Source organism: Venatoribacter cucullus (assembly GCF_016132445.1).
GTDB classification, from domain to species: Bacteria; Pseudomonadota; Gammaproteobacteria; order Pseudomonadales; family Oceanobacteraceae; genus Venatoribacter; species Venatoribacter cucullus.
Genome location: NZ_CP046056.1, coordinates 657553 through 674341, shown reverse-complemented (window position 1 = coordinate 674341; position 16789 = coordinate 657553). Strand labels below are relative to the sequence as shown.

The 16789-nt window shown below is 56.1% G+C and carries 15 protein-coding genes and 1 tRNA gene; 1 reads left to right on the top strand and 15 read right to left on the bottom strand.

Features of this window, described 5'->3' with window-relative positions:
• Positions 1-17 precede the first annotated feature (17 nt).
• The gene (locus GJQ55_RS03350) at positions 18-305 is read left to right on the top strand and encodes a hypothetical protein (protein WP_228346102.1); all 288 of its coding nucleotides are present in this window, start codon (positions 18-20) and stop codon (positions 303-305) included.
• Here GJQ55_RS03350 and GJQ55_RS03345 read toward each other — a convergent pair whose 3' ends face one another.
• From GJQ55_RS03345 to ftsH, 15 genes are all read right to left on the bottom strand, one after another.
• Complete coding sequence (locus GJQ55_RS03345; protein ID WP_228346101.1) at positions 306-1121, bottom strand: KH domain-containing protein; 816 nt, start codon at positions 1119-1121, stop codon at positions 306-308.
• On the bottom strand, positions 1121-2125 hold the full coding sequence (locus tag GJQ55_RS03340; RefSeq protein WP_228346100.1) for a hypothetical protein: 1005 nt from the start codon (positions 2123-2125) through the stop codon (positions 1121-1123). The genes GJQ55_RS03345 and GJQ55_RS03340 overlap by 1 nt, the downstream gene beginning before the upstream one ends.
• Positions 2126-2278: 153 nt before the next feature.
• Complete coding sequence (pnp, locus tag GJQ55_RS03335; protein ID WP_228346099.1) at positions 2279-4387, bottom strand: polyribonucleotide nucleotidyltransferase; 2109 nt, start codon at positions 4385-4387, stop codon at positions 2279-2281.
• Between the two features lie 235 nt (positions 4388-4622).
• A complete protein-coding gene (gene rpsO, locus GJQ55_RS03330) occupies positions 4623-4892 on the bottom strand; it encodes a 30S ribosomal protein S15 (RefSeq protein ID WP_228346098.1) in 270 nt (89 codons plus the stop codon).
• A gap of 111 nt (positions 4893-5003) precedes the next feature.
• Positions 5004-5957, bottom strand: coding sequence for a tRNA pseudouridine(55) synthase TruB (gene truB, locus GJQ55_RS03325; protein WP_228346097.1), 954 nt, complete (start codon positions 5955-5957; stop codon positions 5004-5006).
• 2 nt (positions 5958-5959) lie between these two features.
• Positions 5960-6370 (bottom strand): 30S ribosome-binding factor RbfA, encoded by a 411-nt coding sequence (gene rbfA / locus GJQ55_RS03320; protein WP_228346096.1) that lies wholly within the window; start codon positions 6368-6370, stop codon positions 5960-5962.
• An 80-nt stretch (positions 6371-6450) separates the two neighbouring features.
• On the bottom strand, positions 6451-8955 hold the full coding sequence (gene infB / locus GJQ55_RS03315; RefSeq protein ID WP_228346095.1) for a translation initiation factor IF-2: 2505 nt from the start codon (positions 8953-8955) through the stop codon (positions 6451-6453).
• Positions 8956-8981: 26 nt separating this feature from the next.
• Positions 8982-10478 carry a transcription termination factor NusA gene (nusA, locus tag GJQ55_RS03310; protein ID WP_228346094.1) on the bottom strand — a complete coding sequence of 499 codons (1497 nt, stop codon included), beginning with the start codon at positions 10476-10478 and terminating at the stop codon, positions 8982-8984.
• Between the two features lie 19 nt (positions 10479-10497).
• On the bottom strand, positions 10498-10956 hold the full coding sequence (rimP, locus tag GJQ55_RS03305; RefSeq protein ID WP_228346093.1) for a ribosome maturation factor RimP: 459 nt from the start codon (positions 10954-10956) through the stop codon (positions 10498-10500).
• A 252-nt stretch (positions 10957-11208) separates the two neighbouring features.
• Positions 11209-11294, bottom strand: a tRNA-Leu gene (locus GJQ55_RS03300).
• Positions 11295-11313: 19 nt separating this feature from the next.
• The gene (secG, locus tag GJQ55_RS03295; protein WP_228346092.1) at positions 11314-11703 is read right to left on the bottom strand and encodes a preprotein translocase subunit SecG; all 390 of its coding nucleotides are present in this window, start codon (positions 11701-11703) and stop codon (positions 11314-11316) included.
• Positions 11704-11713: 10 nt separating this feature from the next.
• Positions 11714-12451: a triose-phosphate isomerase gene (gene tpiA / locus GJQ55_RS03290; RefSeq protein ID WP_228346091.1), complete on the bottom strand. Its 738-nt coding sequence runs from the start codon at positions 12449-12451 to the stop codon at positions 11714-11716.
• 72 nt (positions 12452-12523) lie between these two features.
• Positions 12524-13858 (bottom strand): phosphoglucosamine mutase, encoded by a 1335-nt coding sequence (gene glmM, locus GJQ55_RS03285; protein ID WP_228346090.1) that lies wholly within the window; start codon positions 13856-13858, stop codon positions 12524-12526.
• Positions 13851-14693, bottom strand: coding sequence for a dihydropteroate synthase (folP, locus tag GJQ55_RS03280; protein WP_228346089.1), 843 nt, complete (start codon positions 14691-14693; stop codon positions 13851-13853). Before folP ends, glmM begins: the two co-directional genes overlap by 8 nt.
• 133 nt (positions 14694-14826) lie before the next feature.
• Positions 14827-16758: an ATP-dependent zinc metalloprotease FtsH gene (gene ftsH, locus GJQ55_RS03275; RefSeq protein ID WP_228346088.1), complete on the bottom strand. Its 1932-nt coding sequence runs from the start codon at positions 16756-16758 to the stop codon at positions 14827-14829.
• Positions 16759-16789: the final 31 nt, after the last annotated feature.

The following is a 16789-nucleotide window of genomic DNA, read 5'->3' as shown; positions in this document are numbered from 1 at the left end:
CGTTAATCCGGGTGCTTATGAACATTCTGTCGGCGTTTACCGCGTATCCCCTGCCCGCTGGCTACAATGCCGGCCAGGCTGCGCGCAGCCCGCAACCAGCCCCTGCGCGCACGGATGATTCGGCCGATATCAGGGCAACCCCCCGCATGGATTTCCTGCCCGCAAGGCCGGATGAGGATGATCTGGAAGCACAGCGCAACCGCCTTCTGCCCGATGACGCCCCAGCCGCTATCCGCGATTTCCTGACCACCGCCAACAACAGCGACGAACGCCGGCTCGGGCGTTTTGTGGATATTCAGGCCTGATCAGAAGTGCCATACCACGCCAGCCCACACCGACTGCCAACGGGTACTGTTGGCCGGTTCATTCAGTCCCACCACACGGCTGCCATTGCTGAACCACCGGGTATCTGACGCCTCAGACCAGCGATAGCCCTGATGATGCTGCAGATTGAATCCCCATGCCGGCGTCAAAGACCACTGCAGATGCAACACCAGCTCCGCTTCATACCCATCGCTGAGTATCAGCCGGGGTTCTCCATAGCCTGAATCACGTAAATCAATGTCCAGTGAACCTTCAGGCCACCAACTGGCACGTACCAATGCACCCCAACGTAAGGCAGCGGTGTATGGCCAGTCGTTATGCCAGCCGATTTCAAGCTGCGGACCATGCCAGCGATACCGTTCATCCAGACCGCGCACTGCGTCAGCCGCGCGGATGCGGCGCTGCCATTCCTGCCATTGCACAAAAAATCCGACGGATACGCTCTGCTGCAGCCAACGCCAGCCGCCGCGGTAACGCCGGACCGTTTCGTCCGTAACCGTACGGTGTGGAATACCCGCCTGGGTGTAACCGCGGTAAGGTAATGGGCCGTCCAGGTGATAAGCCTCCAGCAGCAACTGCTGGGCCGGCAGAATGTCCCAGCGGGTCTGAACAGCCACTCCCGGCAGCCATCCCTGTTCACGGTTCAGCTCCTGACCGTTGTCGCCCTGTTCACGGTACAACCAGTGTTCAAAGCCAGCCCCCAGCGTCAGTTCATGGGCCGATGCTGGTGCCAGCGCGCATAAAAAACCGGATACTGCCAGGCAGTATCCGGTAATGCCGGAACGAAAAAGCCGCATCAGCCTTCGATAATAATGGCCACGCCATCCAGTTCGATGACGGGCTCACTGCCACAGCCATTAAACGTGATGGTCAGAGTATTCTCATCATCGGTCAGTACGATAACGCCGCCACCGATGCTGCCATCAGCACACAGCACAATGTCAGACGCTGTCAGCGATACATAGCCATAGTCCGGATGATAGAACGTCGCTTCAACACTGTACTCGCCATCAATACCTTCGCTGACATCCAGATCAGCCACCTGATATACGGTGCCGTCGCTGCCTTCGTACTGAGAACGGTATTCACAATTGTATTCCGCATCGCACACCGCACTGCCGGCCCAGCTGCTGGTGACACCGTCAACCGTCATGGTGTAATTCCAGCTGCTCTCGGTCAGAACGAAGCCATCGGTTACCGTGGTGATCACACCAGACAGGCTGAAGCTTTCGCCTGCGGCGGTCATACGGAAGTTCTCATAACGAATGGTGGTCGTCATACGCTCACCAACAGTCGCAACAGCAACCGTCACCTTACCGTTAAAGCGGATATTGCCCTCATCCTCTCCAAAGCTGGTGCAATAGTTGTTGTAGTTGATCACGGATGAAGAATTGGCTTCCGTACCAGAACCGGATATTGACGCCGAACCACCGCAGTCACCTTCCATGCTTGAACTGGCAGCAACCGGCAGATCCACCAAACCGCTGCTCAGTACGCGCTCAACCGCCTGCCGGGCCCACTCAGCCTGAGTGTTGCCATCCTGTATCTGGATACCTATCGGGACATCGCTCAGGGCATCTTCGGAGCCTTCAGCATCAATGGCCAGAGCCACGACCTCACCAGCACCGGCAGCCAGTGCTTCCTGATTTTCTTCCGATATTTCAGCTGCACCTTCTGCGCCGCTGTAACGGATGACTTCATACCCCGCAGAAGAACTACTGCCGCCGCCTCCGCCGCCACAGGCGCTCAGAAGCAATGAAAGCAGAACAGCTGCTGTTAAAGAATGTGTTGTGTTCATCATGATTTCTCCTTTCCATGGGATGCGGTTTATTGCCGCAGGACGTTCTACTGTAAAGGCCTTACGCTACTCTGCCTATCCGGTTGTCCGGAAATACCCATAAAAAAACCGCCGCGGCTTGCACCGGGGCGGTTTTCTGCGCCTTAAACGGCCGGATTACGCCGGTTGTTCAACACCTTTCATGGTCAGCTTAATGCGGCCTTTCGGGTCCACATCGGCGACGTGTACGTTCACGATCTGACCTTCTTTCAGGTAGTCGGAGACGTTTTCCACGCGCTCATCGCTGATCTGGGAGATGTGCAGCAGACCATCTTTACCCGGCAGTACGGTAATGAAGGCACCGAAATCAACGATCTTGCTGACTTTACCGGTGTAGGTCACGCCCACTTCGATATCGGCAGTGATGGCTTCAATCATGCCGCGGGCAATATCGGCCGCTTCTTTGCCAGCGGCAAAGATTTTGATTTCGCCGTCGTCATTGATGTCGATCGCCGCACCGGATTTTTCGGTGATGTCACGGATGGTGGCGCCACCTTTACCGATCACTTCACGGATCTTGTCAGACGGGATCTTCATGGTGGTCATGGTCGGAGCGTTGTCGGCCAGCTGCTTACGCGGCTCGGCAATCACTTCGTTCATCTGCTCCAGAATGTGCAGACGGGCCGCGCGGGCTTTTTCCAGCGCGATTTCCATGATCTGTTCGGTGATGCCTTCGATCTTGATGTCCATCTGCAGCGCGGTAATACCTTCATCGGTACCGGCTACTTTGAAGTCCATGTCGCCCAGGTGGTCTTCGTCACCCAGAATGTCGGTCAGAACGGCAAACTTGTCGCCTTCCTTAACCAGACCCATGGCGATACCGGCAACCGGTGCCTTGATCGGTACACCAGCGTCCATCAGCGCCAGAGAGGCACCACACACAGACGCCATAGAAGATGAACCGTTGGATTCAGTGATCTCAGATACCACACGGATGGTGTACGGGAACTCTTCAAAGCTCGGCATCATAGCGGTTACACCACGACGGGCCAGACGACCGTGACCGATTTCACGACGACCTACCGCACCAATACGACCCGCTTCACCCACGGAGTAGGGAGGGAAGTTGTAATGGAACAGGAACGGGTCAGTGACGGTACCAAACAGGGAATCCATCATCTGTGCATCACGGGTAGAACCCAGTGTGGTCACCACGATGGCCTGAGTTTCACCACGGGTGAACATGGCGGAACCGTGAGTGGTCGGCAGTACACCGGTTTCGATGGTCAGCGGACGCACGGTGTCGTTATCACGACCGTCGATACGCGGCTGGCCTTCGATCACGCGGTTACGCACCACTTCATACTTCAGGGTGCCAACCATGTCGGCGATTTCGTCGGCAGAGAAACCTTCTTCGCCTTCTTTAGCGGCCAGTTTTTCAACGGCGGCGTTTTTGATTTCGTCCAGACGGGCGTAACGGGCCATTTTGTCAGAAATGGTGTAAGCCTCGCTGATGGCAGCGGCGGTTTCTGCTTTAACGGCGCTGTACAGCGCTTCGTTACGGGCTTCAGCCTGCCAGTCCCACTGCTGGATACCCAGTTCGGTGGTCCACTCGCTGATGGCGGTAATGGCGGATTGGAATGCCGTGTGCGCGAACAATACGGCACCCAGCATTTCGTCTTCGGTCAGTTCCTGAGCCTGAGATTCCACCATCAGTACGGCGTCTTTGGTACCGGCTACGACCATGTCCAGCAGCGAGTCCTGCAGCTGGCTGTAGGTCGGGTTCAGCAGGTAGCCATCTTCTTCGGTGAAACCGACACGGGCACCACCGATCGGGCCATTGAACGGAATACCAGACACGGCCAGCGCGGCAGAGGTGGCGATCATGGCGCAGATATCCGGATCAACGTCTTTCTCGGCGCCCATTACGGTCAGCAGTACCTGAACTTCGTTCATGAAGCCTTCCGGAAACAGCGGACGGATCGGACGGTCGATCAGACGGGACGTCAGGGTTTCTTTTTCTGACGGACGGCCTTCACGCTTCAGGTAACCACCAGGTACACGACCGGCAGCGTACATTTTTTCCTGGTAATGCACGGACAGCGGGAAGAAATCCTGACCGGCTTTTACGCTTTTAGCGGCAACAACAGTAGCCAGCACCTGGGTTTTGCCCATGGTAGCCAGTACGGCACCATCAGCCTGACGGGCGATACGGCCGGTTTCCAGAGTGACGGTTTCATTACCGAACTGGAAGGTTTTGATCTTAGCAACGGGTTTTGTGCTCATAGGGTTTTCAGTTTCCTTAACTCAACAGTAAACCTGACGACTGCCGGTGCTTCTAAGAATTGGCTCTTGCATCTGCTGAAGCAGAAAAGCCAATGATTAGAAGCACCACCACATCTGCGATCAGAGTGGGGTTGGCACCACAGCGAACAGGCGGTTTTTCGGAGCAGATGGCGGCCAGCTGCGGCCAGCCAGATACAACAAAAGCCCCGAAGGGCCTTTGCTGCAAGCGGAGATCTCAGCGACGCAGACCCAGACGACCGATCAGAGCGGTGTAACGGGACAGGTCTTTGCGCTTCAGGTAGTCCAGCAGCTTACGACGCTGGTTAACCATGCGGATAAGACCACGACGTGAGTGGTGATCTTTACCGTGCGCTTTGAAGTGGTCCTGCAGGCCAACGATGTTGTGGGTCAGCAGTGCAACCTGAACTTCCGGAGAACCGGTGTCGCCTTCAGCAACCTGGTACTCTTTTACAATCTCAGCTTTTTGAGCAGCAGTTAATGCCATCTTTATAACTCCATACAATGTGCATCAGGCTTCGCCTGAGGATTAAATAAGCATCATCACCGTGCACATTAACAGTGCGATGCGTTTGCCTGACGGCAAGGTTGTACCGGTTTAACCAGTTACCGGCACAGCAACCTGAAACAGGCGCTGGGCTTTAATCTGTCCGGCAGCGATCTGGCCGATGCCGATCATTTGCCGATGGTCCGGTGCAACGGCCCACAATTGTACAGAAGGACAGTCGCTCAGGCCAGTGCTGATCGGCTGTCCGTGCAGCATTTTATCGGCTTCGGCCAGCGTTAACGCCACTTCGGGCCAATCCGGAATGGCGGTTGCGGGTGGCAATAAGACGCTGTCCAGACTTTCCATGTCCTCAGCCGCCAGAACCTCCAGCTGCTCCAGCGTCAGCATCTGGCCGCTGTGAAAAGGGCCACATTGGGTGCGGTGCAGACGGCTGACGTAAGCGCCACAGCCAATGGCCTGACCAATGTCTTCCACCAGAGTGCGGATGTAGGTGCCTTTGGAGCAGCGTACGGACAAATCCAGCTCTTGCGGGCGCACGGCCTGCAGCAGCAGCTCATGAATGGTGATAACGCGGCGTTTTTTATCGGCCACCGCCTGTATCTCGTCCGCACTCATGCCCTGGCGGGCCAGTTCGTACAGTGGTTTGCCATCCAGCTTAAGGGCTGAAAACATCGGTGGCACCTGCTCCACCTCGCCACGGAAGCGGTCCAGCAACCGTTCCAGTTGCTGACTGTCCAGTTCCGGTACCGGCGCGGTTGCAACCACTTCCCCTTCGGCATCACCGGTGGAGCGGATTTCCCCCAGCCGCGCGGTGGTATCGTAGGCTTTGTCGGCATCCAGCAGCAGTTGCGACAGTTTGGTGGCCTCGCCCAGGCAGATCGGCAACACACCGCTGGCTAACGGGTCCAGCGCACCGGTATGGCCGGCTTTCTGCGCGCCAAACAGATGCTTAACCCGCTGCAATACCTGGTTGGACGATAACCCCAGCGGTTTGTTGATCACCACAATGCCGCTGACGGCACGGCCTTTTTTTGTCCGTGCCATGTTTATGCCTGCGGCTCACCTGCGTCGTCATCGGGATGACGGGCGTTATCTTCATCACGCGCCTGTTTGATCAGGCTGGTGAGGTGCATACCGCGCTCAATGGTTTCATCGTAGTGAAAACGCAGGTGCGGAATGACACGGGTACGCATAAATTTCGCCAGTTCGGTGCGCAGGAAACCGGCCGCATCGTTGAGAATTTTCTCGGTCTGGCGACGGATGCTCTCATCGCTTTCCCCTTTGGCGCCCATTACCGTGAAGTAAATATCGGCATAGCCCAAATCTTTGGCGACCTTAACGTAGTTGAGGGTCACCATACCGAGACGCGGATCTTTCATCTGAAACTGGATCATCTGCGCCAGATCCCGCTGCATCTGGTCACCCAGACGCGAGGTACGGCTGTATTCTTTTGGCATTGTTTGCTCCCGGGCCCTGGCCCTGTCGTGCAGAGACGGCAAAGCCCGGCAGAACCGGGCTTCGCTGTGCAGTTAACGGCTTACAGCGTACGTGCGATTTCGCGTACGTCGAAGACTTCAATCTGGTCGCCCGGGCGGACGTCCTGATAGTTCTTCACACCGATACCACATTCCATGCCCTGACGGACTTCAGCAACGTCATCTTTGTAGCGACGCAGGGATTCCAGCTCGCCTTCATAGATCACCACGTTGTCACGCAGTACACGGATTTTCTTGTTACGGTAGATTGTGCCGTCCACCACCATACAACCAGCAATCTGGCCGAATTTCGGTGAGTTGAACACATCCCGGACTTCCGCCACACCGGTGATTTCTTCACGCAGCTCGGGCGCCAGCAGACCGGCCATGGCTTGCTTAACATCGTCGAGCAGGTCGTAAATCACGCTGTAGTAGCGCATGTCGACGCCGCTGTTTTCGACCAGTTTCTTGGCGGCGTTGTCGGCGCGCACGTTGAAACCAAACACCACGGCACTGGCAGCAACCGCCAGGCTGACGTCAGTTTCCGTGATACCGCCCACGCCAGAGGCGATGACGTTCACTTTCACTTCTTCCGTGCCCAGTTTCTGCAGCGAAGCCACGATGGCTTCCAGCGTACCACGTACGTCGGTCTTCACCACCACGTTGAGGTTGGCCACCTGGCCTTCGCCCATACCGGCAAACAGTGCATCCAGCTTGGCGGCCTGCTGGCGCTGCTGAACCTGTTCACGCATTTTGGTTTCGCGGAATTCCGCCACTTCACGGGCTTTTTTCTCGCTTTCCACCACCATGAAGTTATCACCGGCGTCCGGCGTACCGTTCAGGCCGAGGATTTCCACCGGAATGGACGGGCCGGCTTCGCCAACCTGTTCACCGTTTTCATCCAGCAGCGCACGGGCACGACCGTAGCAGGTACCGGCCAGTACGATATCGCCTTTTTTCAGCATACCGTTCTGCACCAGCAGGGTAGCCACCGGACCGCGGCCTTTATCCAGTCGCGATTCCACCACCACACCCTGACCCGGGCCGGTAAAGTGGGCTTTCAGCTCGAGAATTTCAGCCTGCAACAGCACCGCTTCCAGCAGGTCATCAATACCCGCACCGGTTTTAGCCGACACACCGATAAAAGGAACCTGACCACCCCAGTCTTCCGGCACCACGTTGCGGGCAGCCAGTTCGTTCTTCACGCGATCAATATCGATGGTGTCTTTATCGATCTTGGTCATCGCGACCACAATCGGCACACCGGCAGACTGAGCGTGCTGGATTGCCTCGATGGTTTGCGGCATTACGCCATCATCGGCAGCCACCACCAGAATCACCACGTCAGTGGCCTGCGCACCGCGGGAACGCATGGCGGTAAAAGCAGCGTGGCCGGGAGTATCCAGGAAGGACACCATGCCATGGCCGGTTTCCACATGGTACGCACCGATGTGCTGGGTAATACCACCGGCTTCGCCGGTTGCCACGCGGGTACGACGGATGTAGTCGAGCAGCGAAGTTTTACCGTGGTCAACGTGACCCATTACGGTCACCACCGGCGCGCGTGATTGTTCATCACCGCTGTAGGTGACGGCGTCGGTAACATCCTGCTCCAGCTGGTTGTCAGCAATCAGCTTGGTTACTTTGTGACCCATCTCTTCCACCACCAGGGTGGCGGTGTCCTGATCCAGAATCTGGTTGATGGTCGCCATCACACCCATCCGCATCAGGGTTTTGATCACTTCACCGGCTTTTACGGCCATTTTCGCCGCCAGATCACCCACGGTAATGGCTTCCGGCAGTTCTACCTCGTACACCACCGGAGCGGTCGGACGGGTAAAGGCGTGTTCATTGGCCTGACCACGACCACCGCGACCCGGTTTGGCTTTGCCTTTGCCGGTATTGCTGCGGCGTAAACGACCGCCACGGTTATCGTCATCATCACGGAAACGGCTGTCTTCGCGCTGATCAACGCGCTTTTTATCGACGGCTTTATTGGTCTTTTTACGACCCTCTTCCTGACGGGCAGCAGCGGCTTCGGCTTCGGCACGTTTCTGTGCCGCATCTTCTTCCACGCTGACCGGTGCGGCCTTGGCAGCCGGTTTGGGACGCTCGTCATCCGCACGGGCAGCAACCGCTTCCACCACGGGTTCTGCAGCCGGTTCTGCCGTCGGTGCCGGTGCCGGCGCCGCCGCAGCGGCGGCCGCCTGAGCTTCTGCTTCCAGACGCGCGGCTTCTTCAGCGGCTGCCTTTTCGGCTTCCTGATCCAGCTCTTCACGCTTCATGTAAGTGCGTTTCTTGCGCACTTCAATGGCCACGGCTTTTTTACCACCCTGACCGGTTTTCAGCGTCGTTGTTACCTTACGCTTCAGCGTAATTTTATTGGGTGTAACAGCGGCGTCACCATGGCTTTTCTTCAGGTGCAGCAGCAAAGCTTGCTTCTGGTCATCCGAAACTTTCTGATCGGCCGAGGTCTGTGGCAACCCCGCATCTTTCATCTGGGCCAGCAGCCGCTCAGCGCTGGTCCCTACCACGTCGGCGAGTTCTTTAACGGTTACATCTGCCATACGTTTCTCCTATGCCGAGCCAATAATTAGACGTTGCCCTCAAACCAGGGCTTGCGCGCGGTCATAATCAGCTCCGCGGCTTTTTCTTCAGTCATATTTTCAATATCCAGCAGGTCGTCGATGGATTGCTCGGCAAGATCTTCCATCGTACAGATACCTTTACTGGCAAGAACCAGCGCCAGATGTTTATCCATACCTTCCATTGTCAGCAGGTCTTCGGCCGGTTCGGCGTCGTCCAGCATTTCTTCGGAGGCAATTGCACGGGTCAGCAGCACGTCTTTGGCACGGTTACGCAGTTCAGTAACGATGTCTTCATCCAGGCCATCAATTGCCAGCATTTCGTCCAGCGGAACGTAGGCAATTTCTTCCAGTGTGGTGAACCCTTCTTCCACCAGTAAGGTGGCCAGATCTTCTTCCACATCCAGTGCTTTGATGAAGCTGTCGATGTAACCAGAGGCTTCCTGATTTTGTTTTTCAACGGCTTCGTCTTCGGTCATTACGTTGATTTCCCAGCCGGTCAGCTCGGACGCCAGACGTACGTTCTGACCGCCACGACCAATGGCCTGCGCCAGGTTATCAGCCGCTACCGCCACATCCATGGTGTTGGTTTCTTCGTCCATAATAATCGACGCCACATCGGCCGGAGCCATGGCGTTGATAACCAGCTGCGCCGGGTTGTCATCCCACAGCACGATATCAATGCGCTCATTGCCACCCAGCTCGTTGGTAACCGCTTGTACACGGGCACCACGCATACCGACACAGGCACCAACCGGGTCAATACGCTTGTCGTTGGTTTTTACCGCAATTTTGGCGCGGGAGCCCGGATCACGGGCAGCGCCTTTAATTTCGATAACTTCTTCGGCAATTTCCGGTACTTCAATGCGGAACAGTTCGATCAGCATTTCCGGACAGGTGCGGCTCAGCATTAATTGCGGACCACGATTTTCCGGACGTACAGAATGCAGGATGGCACGCACACGATCGCTCATGCGGAAAATTTCACGACCAATAACCTGATCTTTCGGCAGCAGACCCTCGGCGTTATTACCCAGATCAACAATCACGTTATCGCGGGTCACTTTTTTAACGGTACCGTTAATCAGTTCGCCAACACGGTGCTGATACTGTTCAACAATTTGAGCACGTTCCGCTTCGCGGACTTTCTGCACAATAATCTGCTTGGCAGCCTGGGCAGCAATACGGCCGAAATCAGGGTTTTCCACCTCAATTTCGTACACATCACCCGGCTGTAATTTTTCATCAATTTCATGGGCTTCCTGCAGGGTCAGTTCATCACCCAGACCAGGTACCACGTCATTGCTTACGACCAACCAGCTACGGTAAGTACGGTAATCACCGGTTTTACGGTCAATATCCACCCGGATGGTGGCTTCTTCATCTTCGTAGCGCTTCTTGGCGGCTGCGGCCAGGGCTGACTCAATAGCTTCAAAAATAATTTCTTTTGAAACGCCCTTTTCGTTAGATACCGCTTCTGCGACCAGGAGAATTTCTTTGCTCATCTTCTAGCCTCGCTCTGCATTAGTCCTTGAATTGTGGAACAACATGGGCTTTTTCAATCAGTTCAACGGGTAACAGGTATTCATGCTCGTCAACAACCAGCACGATGTCTTCCTGTTCCACACCAATTAATTGGCCCTTGAATTTGCGCCGTCCTTCAAACGGCATACGCAGACGCAGCTCGATAATGTGGTTGGCGTACTGCTGATATTGTTCAATGGTGAACAACGGTCGGTCCATGCCGGGAGAAGAGACTTCCAGCGTGTATTCCTGCGTGATCGGATCTTCTACATCCAGCACCGCGCTGAGCTGGCGGCTGACAGCGGCACAATCATCGACGTTAATGCCGTTGGCATGATCGATAAAAACACGCAGCATAGACTGACGACCCTGGGCAATAAACTCGATGCCCCAGAATACGAATCCCATGGATTCGACCACCGGGCGCAACAGATCCGTTAATTGCGTTTCTTTAGCCAAAAATTTTACCCTCACCACAAACAAAAACTGGGCAACATTGTGCCCAGTCCGCTACTGCCTGACGCAGACCGGAATCTGCCCGCAGACAGATTCCTGTAACACCCCGGCAAGCCGGAGTGATTGCAGAAAAACAACTACTAAAAAGCCCCTGACTGGAGGGGCTTTTTAGTAGTGCTCTCTGAAAAGCACGCGCATTATAGGCCCTTAGAACAAAAAAAGCGAACCATGTTCGCTTTTCTGCTCCTGAGGAGTTGGTGCGGATGGCGAGACTCGAACTCGCACGAGCTAGGCTCACCACCCCCTCAAGATGGCGTGTCTACCAATTTCACCACATCCGCACGCAGCGCACCGGTATTGTTACTGAGGGGTTTTTTCCAGTACCGGTTCGTCACCGACTGAGGCATCCAGTTCAGGAGCATCAGAAGACGGCGCGTATTCTTCCACAACAGGGGTCTCCTGCTCAAGCATTTTAATTACTTCATCACTGGGCAGACCCACATCCGCAGCACCGGTCGCACGCTGTTTAGCGTAAACCGCTAACGCCAGACTGGTGAGGAAAAATGCGGTGGCCAGAACGGCCGTGCTGCGGCTGAGAAAATTGCCCGAACCACTGCTGCCAAACACCGTTTGTGAAGCACCACTGCCAAAAGACGCACCGGCATCAGCACCTTTACCCTGCTGAATCATAACGAATCCGATAATGCCCAGGGCAATCAGAATGTGCACAACAATAATAATGGATTCCATAGCTATCCTTTTACGCCTGACAAATGGCTGAAAATTCAGTGGCATCAAGGGAAGCTCCCCCGACCAATCCACCATCAATATCCGGCTGCGCGAATAATTCCGCAGCATTGGCCGCTTTTACACTGCCGCCGTATAAAATTCTTGTAGCCGCCGCCAGCGCAGGATCTTTTTCCTGCAACAAACTGCGGATAAATGCATGCATGGCCTGCGCCTGTTCCGGGGTGGCCGTTTCACCGGTACCAATGGCCCACACCGGCTCGTACGCCAGCACAATATTGCGCCAGTCGTAATTGCTTAATTCCCGCAACAATAACGCCAGCTGTTCAGCCACTACGGCTTCTTCACGGCCAGCCTGACGCTGCTCCAGCGTTTCACCAACACAGACCACCGCCGTTAAGCCATTGGCCAGCAACTGCCGGGTTTTTTCCAGCACCTGCGCATCGGTTTCACCATACAGCGAGCGGCGTTCAGAGTGTCCGACCAGGGCCAGACGACAACCGACATCCGCCAGCATGCTGGCTGACACTTCACCAGTAAATGCACCACTGCTTTCGCTGGCGACATTCTGGGCGCCGACCCGTACCGTGCTGTTGCCGGTGGTCTGAACCGCCTGCGCCAGGTAGGGAAAGGGCGGAAACACCGCCACATCGCAGGAGAATTCGGCCGCACACAGGGCTGACAACAATGCCTCGGTCTGGGCGACAGAGGCATTCATTTTCCAGTTTCCGGCAACCAACAAGCGACGCATGAGCATTCCTGAAATTTTAAGAGCGCAGATACTAGCGAAGATGACTGCCGGAAACAAGCAACGGCGCCCGCCTCAGCGCAGCGCCGCTTCGACCACTGCCGCCAGCTCAGTGGCCAGCTGCTGTACCAGCGCCGGATCTTCACCTTCCACCATCACCCGCACCACCGGTTCGGTACCGGAGGGCCGCAGCAGCACACGACCACGACCAGCCAGACGGGTTTCCGTCGCGGCCACTGCCGCCGTGATTTCCGGCAGGCTCATGACATCCGCCTGACGGCTGCGTTTTACGTTAATCATCACCTGCGGCATTTTCACCATACGGCGCTGCCAGTCGTGCAGACTGGTGCCGGTTTCCGCCAGCGCCTGCAGCACCTGCAGCGCCGCCACAATGCCATCGCCGGTGGTGTTGGCATCCAGACACAGCAAATGTCCGGAAGACTCGCCACCATAGCGCCAGCCGTGCTCGCTGAGCAGCTGCATCACATAACGGTCGCCGACTTTGGCGCGGACAAAATCAATACCCAGTGCCTTCAGGCCCAGTTCCAGCCCCAGGTTACTCATCAGGGTACCAACCACCCCGCCGGGCAGCCGTCCCTGCATCCGCGCGTGGCTGGCCATAATAAACAGCAGCTGATCACCGTCGACCAGCTCACCGGCATGGTCAACCATCATCACCCGGTCACCATCGCCATCAAAGGCAATGCCGAGGTCTGCTTTTTCGGTCAGCACCCGCTGGCGCAGCGCTTCCGGCTCGGTGGAACCGACACCATCATTAATATTCAGACCGTTGGGTTCGATACCCATACTGATAACGCTGGCTCCCAGCTCACTGAATACAGCCGGGGCAATCTGATAGGTCGCTCCGTGGGCACAGTCGAGCACAATTTTCAGCCCACGCAGGTTCAGCGCATTGGTGGTGCCTTTGCAGAATTCAATATAGCGACCGGCCGCATCGTTAATGCGTTTGGCCTTACCCAGCTGGGCCGAATCGACACAGGTCATGGGTTTATCCAGCCAGGCTTCGATGGCCAGCTCGGTTTCATCGGGCAGTTTTTCACCGGCAGCGGAGAAAAACTTAATGCCGTTATCGTAGTAAGGGTTGTGCGAGGCACTGATTACAATGCCGGCCTGAGCACGGAAGGTGCGGGTCAGGTAAGCAATGCCCGGCGTCGGAATCGGCCCCAGCAGCCCCACATCGACACCGGCGGCGGACAAGCCGGCTTCCAGTGCAGACTCAAACATATAACCCGAGATACGGGTATCTTTGCCGATCAGAATGCGGCTTTTGCCTTGCTGGTCAAATACCTTGCCGGCGGCCCAGCCCAGCTTCATCACAAATTCCGGTGTAATCGGGGCTTCACCTACCCGACCACGGACACCATCGGTGCCAAAATATTTTCTAGACATAACCTTCCTTAAGCGTCGCGTGCAGCACGTTCATTGCGTCCACGGTTTCCCGCACATCGTGCACACGGATAATACGGGCGCCTTTCATGGCGCAGATCACCGCCCCACTGACACTGCCCTGCAAACGCTCGGCAGCAATAGGATTACCGGTAGCCGCGCCAATCATACGCTTGCGTGACAAACCCGTCAGCAATGGCAACTGCAATTGCTGCAGGTACTCCAGCCGGTTCAGCAGCCGGTAATTATGCCGGTCGTTTTTGCCAAAGCCGAAACCCGGGTCAATCAACAAGCGCTCACGGGCAATTCCGGCCTGCTCACAACGCTCGATACTGTCCTGCAATTGCTGCAGCACCGCCTCTTCAATGGGCTGATCATAATGCGGCGCTTCCTGCATAACCTGCGGCTCACCATTCATGTGCATCAGGCATACCGGCAACCCGGTCGCCGCCGCTGCCGCCAGGGCGCCAGGCCGGGTTAACGAGCGTACATCATTCAGCAGATGGGCACCGGCGGCGGCACTGGCGCTCATCACCGCCGGACTGCTGGTATCAATGGAAATACAGACATCCAGCCGTGCAGCAATGGCCTCCACCACCGGCACCACGCGCTCCAGCTCTTCCTGCTCGCCCACCTGGGCAGCCCCCGGACGGGTCGATTCACCGCCGATATCAATCAGCTCCGCCCCATCCTGCAGCATCTGTTCCGCATGACGCAACGCGGCGTCCAGTGCATGAAAGCGCCCGCCATCGGAAAACGAATCGGGTGTGACGTTCAGAATACCCATCACCCGAGGCAGGCTCAGGTCCAGCTCACGCGCGCCACAACGAAGTTTCATAACGAGGTTCCTTAATGCAAAAAGGCGGCTTGCGCCGCCTTTTGTTCTATCCGTTTTTTTATCGGTTTTTCTATCCGATTTTCTATCGGTTTTTCAATCGATTGCTCTATCGGATACCGGGGACAGCGAGTGCTTAATGCTTCTCGCCGGCCGGATGCCCTTCGGCATCGTCATCCGTATCACGGGCCATATCATGGCTTGCTTCCTCGCCGGCCGGTGCGGCAGGACCGGAAGAGTCATTGTCGCTCCAGGCTTTTGGCGGACGCGGGGTTTTGCCATGCATAATATCGTCAATCTGATCCGCATCGATGGTTTCATATTCCATCAGCGCATCTTTCATCAGCTCCAGCTTGTCGCGGTTTTCTTCCAGAATGCGGGTTGCCCGCTGATAGCAGCGGTCCAGTAATTCTTTTACTTCCGCATCAATAAGACGGGCCGTTTCATCCGACAGGTGCGCCATCTGGTGGCCACCAGCAGAACCCAGGTAACCGTTCTGCTCTTCTTCGGTATACAACTGTGCACCCAGCTTGTCGGACAGACCCCATTTGGTGACGTAATTGCGGGCGTACTTGGTGGCCCGTTCAATATCATTGGACGCGCCAGTGGTTACCCCGTCTTTACCCAGGGTCATTTCCTCCGCAATACGACCGCCGTACAGCGAACAGATATTGCTTTCAATACCGCGCTTGCTGATGGAATGACGATCTTCTTCCGGCAGGAACATGGTAACGCCCAAAGCCCGGCCGCGAGGAATGATGGACACCTTGTACACCGGATCATGCTCCGGCATCAGTCGGCCCACAATGGCGTGGCCGGCTTCGTGATAAGCGGTATTGGTTTTCTCTTTTTCCGACATCACCATGGTTTTGCGTTCGGCACCCATCAGGATCTTATCCTTGGCTTTCTCGAACTCTTCCATCGTGACCAGATTACGGTTGGAACGGGCAGCGAACAGCGCAGCTTCGTTCACCAGGTTAGCCAGATCGGCGCCGGAGAAGCCCGGCGTACCACGGGCAATCAGGGACGCATTCACGTCTTTGGCCACCGGTACTTTGCGCATGTGCACGCCCAGAATCTGTTCACGGCCACGAATATCCGGCAAACCGACCACCACCTGACGGTCGAAACGACCGGGGCGCAGCAGCGCCGGGTCCAGTACGTCCGGACGGTTGGTGGCGGCAATCACAATAATGCCATCGTTTACTTCAAAGCCGTCCATTTCCACCAGCAGCTGGTTCAGGGTTTGTTCACGTTCATCATTACCGCCACCGATGCCCACACCACGGGAACGGCCGACGGCATCAATTTCGTCGATAAAGATAATGCAGGGCGCCTGCTTCTTGGCCTGCTCGAACATATCGCGAACCCGGGAAGCACCCACACCGACAAACATCTCCACAAAGTCAGAACCGGAGATAGAGAAGAACGGCACCCGCGCCTCACCGGCAATGGCCTTGGCGAGCAGGGTTTTACCGGTACCCGGCTGGCCAACCATTAAAACGCCACGGGGAATTTTGCCGCCCAGACGCTGGTATTTACCCGGATCACGCAGGAATTCAACCAGCTCTTTTACGTCTTCTTTGGCTTCGTCACAGCCGGCCACATCTTCAAAAGTGGTTTTAATCTGATCTTCACTCAGCAGCTTGGCTTTGCTCTTACCAAAGGCCATCGGGCCTCCTTTACCGCCGCCACCGCCCTGCATCTGGCGCATAAACAGCATAAACACCGCGATGATGATCAGGATAGGCAATGAGGCCAGCAACAGCTGAGTAAAGAAGCCCTGCTTCTCGGGTTTTTCACCGACGATCTGCACATTGTTATTCAGCAAGGTGTCGATCAGCTTGTCGTCGTATACCGGCAGCACGGTTTCAAACGAACCGCCGCCGGTGCTGACACCAGCAATGGTCTGACCGGAAATGGTGACCTTTTCAACCTGACCATTGCCTACGGCAGTGATGAACTCCGAATACGACAGCGTGGTGCCACGGCTGACATTCTGGAAGTTGTTGAACACCATCATCAGAACAGCGGCGATCACTGCCCACAACAGGAAATTTTTTGCCATATCCGGCACCACCTCATTTGTCAGAACGGCC

Coding starts and splice junctions, on each gene's coding strand:
- GJQ55_RS03350 (WP_228346102.1), top strand. CDS start 18: ATGAACATTCTGTCGGCGTTTACCGCGTATCCCCTGCCCGCTGGCTAC.
- GJQ55_RS03345 (WP_228346101.1), bottom strand. CDS start 1,121: ATGCGGCTTTTTCGTTCCGGCATTACCGGATACTGCCTGGCAGTATCC.
- GJQ55_RS03340 (WP_228346100.1), bottom strand. CDS start 2,125: ATGATGAACACAACACATTCTTTAACAGCAGCTGTTCTGCTTTCATTG.
- pnp (WP_228346099.1), bottom strand. CDS start 4,387: ATGAGCACAAAACCCGTTGCTAAGATCAAAACCTTCCAGTTCGGTAAT.
- rpsO (WP_228346098.1), bottom strand. CDS start 4,892: ATGGCATTAACTGCTGCTCAAAAAGCTGAGATTGTAAAAGAGTACCAG.
- truB (WP_228346097.1), bottom strand. CDS start 5,957: ATGGCACGGACAAAAAAAGGCCGTGCCGTCAGCGGCATTGTGGTGATC.
- rbfA (WP_228346096.1), bottom strand. CDS start 6,370: ATGCCAAAAGAATACAGCCGTACCTCGCGTCTGGGTGACCAGATGCAG.
- infB (WP_228346095.1), bottom strand. CDS start 8,955: ATGGCAGATGTAACCGTTAAAGAACTCGCCGACGTGGTAGGGACCAGC.
- nusA (WP_228346094.1), bottom strand. CDS start 10,478: ATGAGCAAAGAAATTCTCCTGGTCGCAGAAGCGGTATCTAACGAAAAG.
- secG (WP_228346092.1), bottom strand. CDS start 11,703: ATGGAATCCATTATTATTGTTGTGCACATTCTGATTGCCCTGGGCATT.
- tpiA (WP_228346091.1), bottom strand. CDS start 12,451: ATGCGTCGCTTGTTGGTTGCCGGAAACTGGAAAATGAATGCCTCTGTC.
- glmM (WP_228346090.1), bottom strand. CDS start 13,858: ATGTCTAGAAAATATTTTGGCACCGATGGTGTCCGTGGTCGGGTAGGT.
- folP (WP_228346089.1), bottom strand. CDS start 14,693: ATGAAACTTCGTTGTGGCGCGCGTGAGCTGGACCTGAGCCTGCCTCGG.
- ftsH (WP_228346088.1), bottom strand. CDS start 16,758: ATGGCAAAAAATTTCCTGTTGTGGGCAGTGATCGCCGCTGTTCTGATG.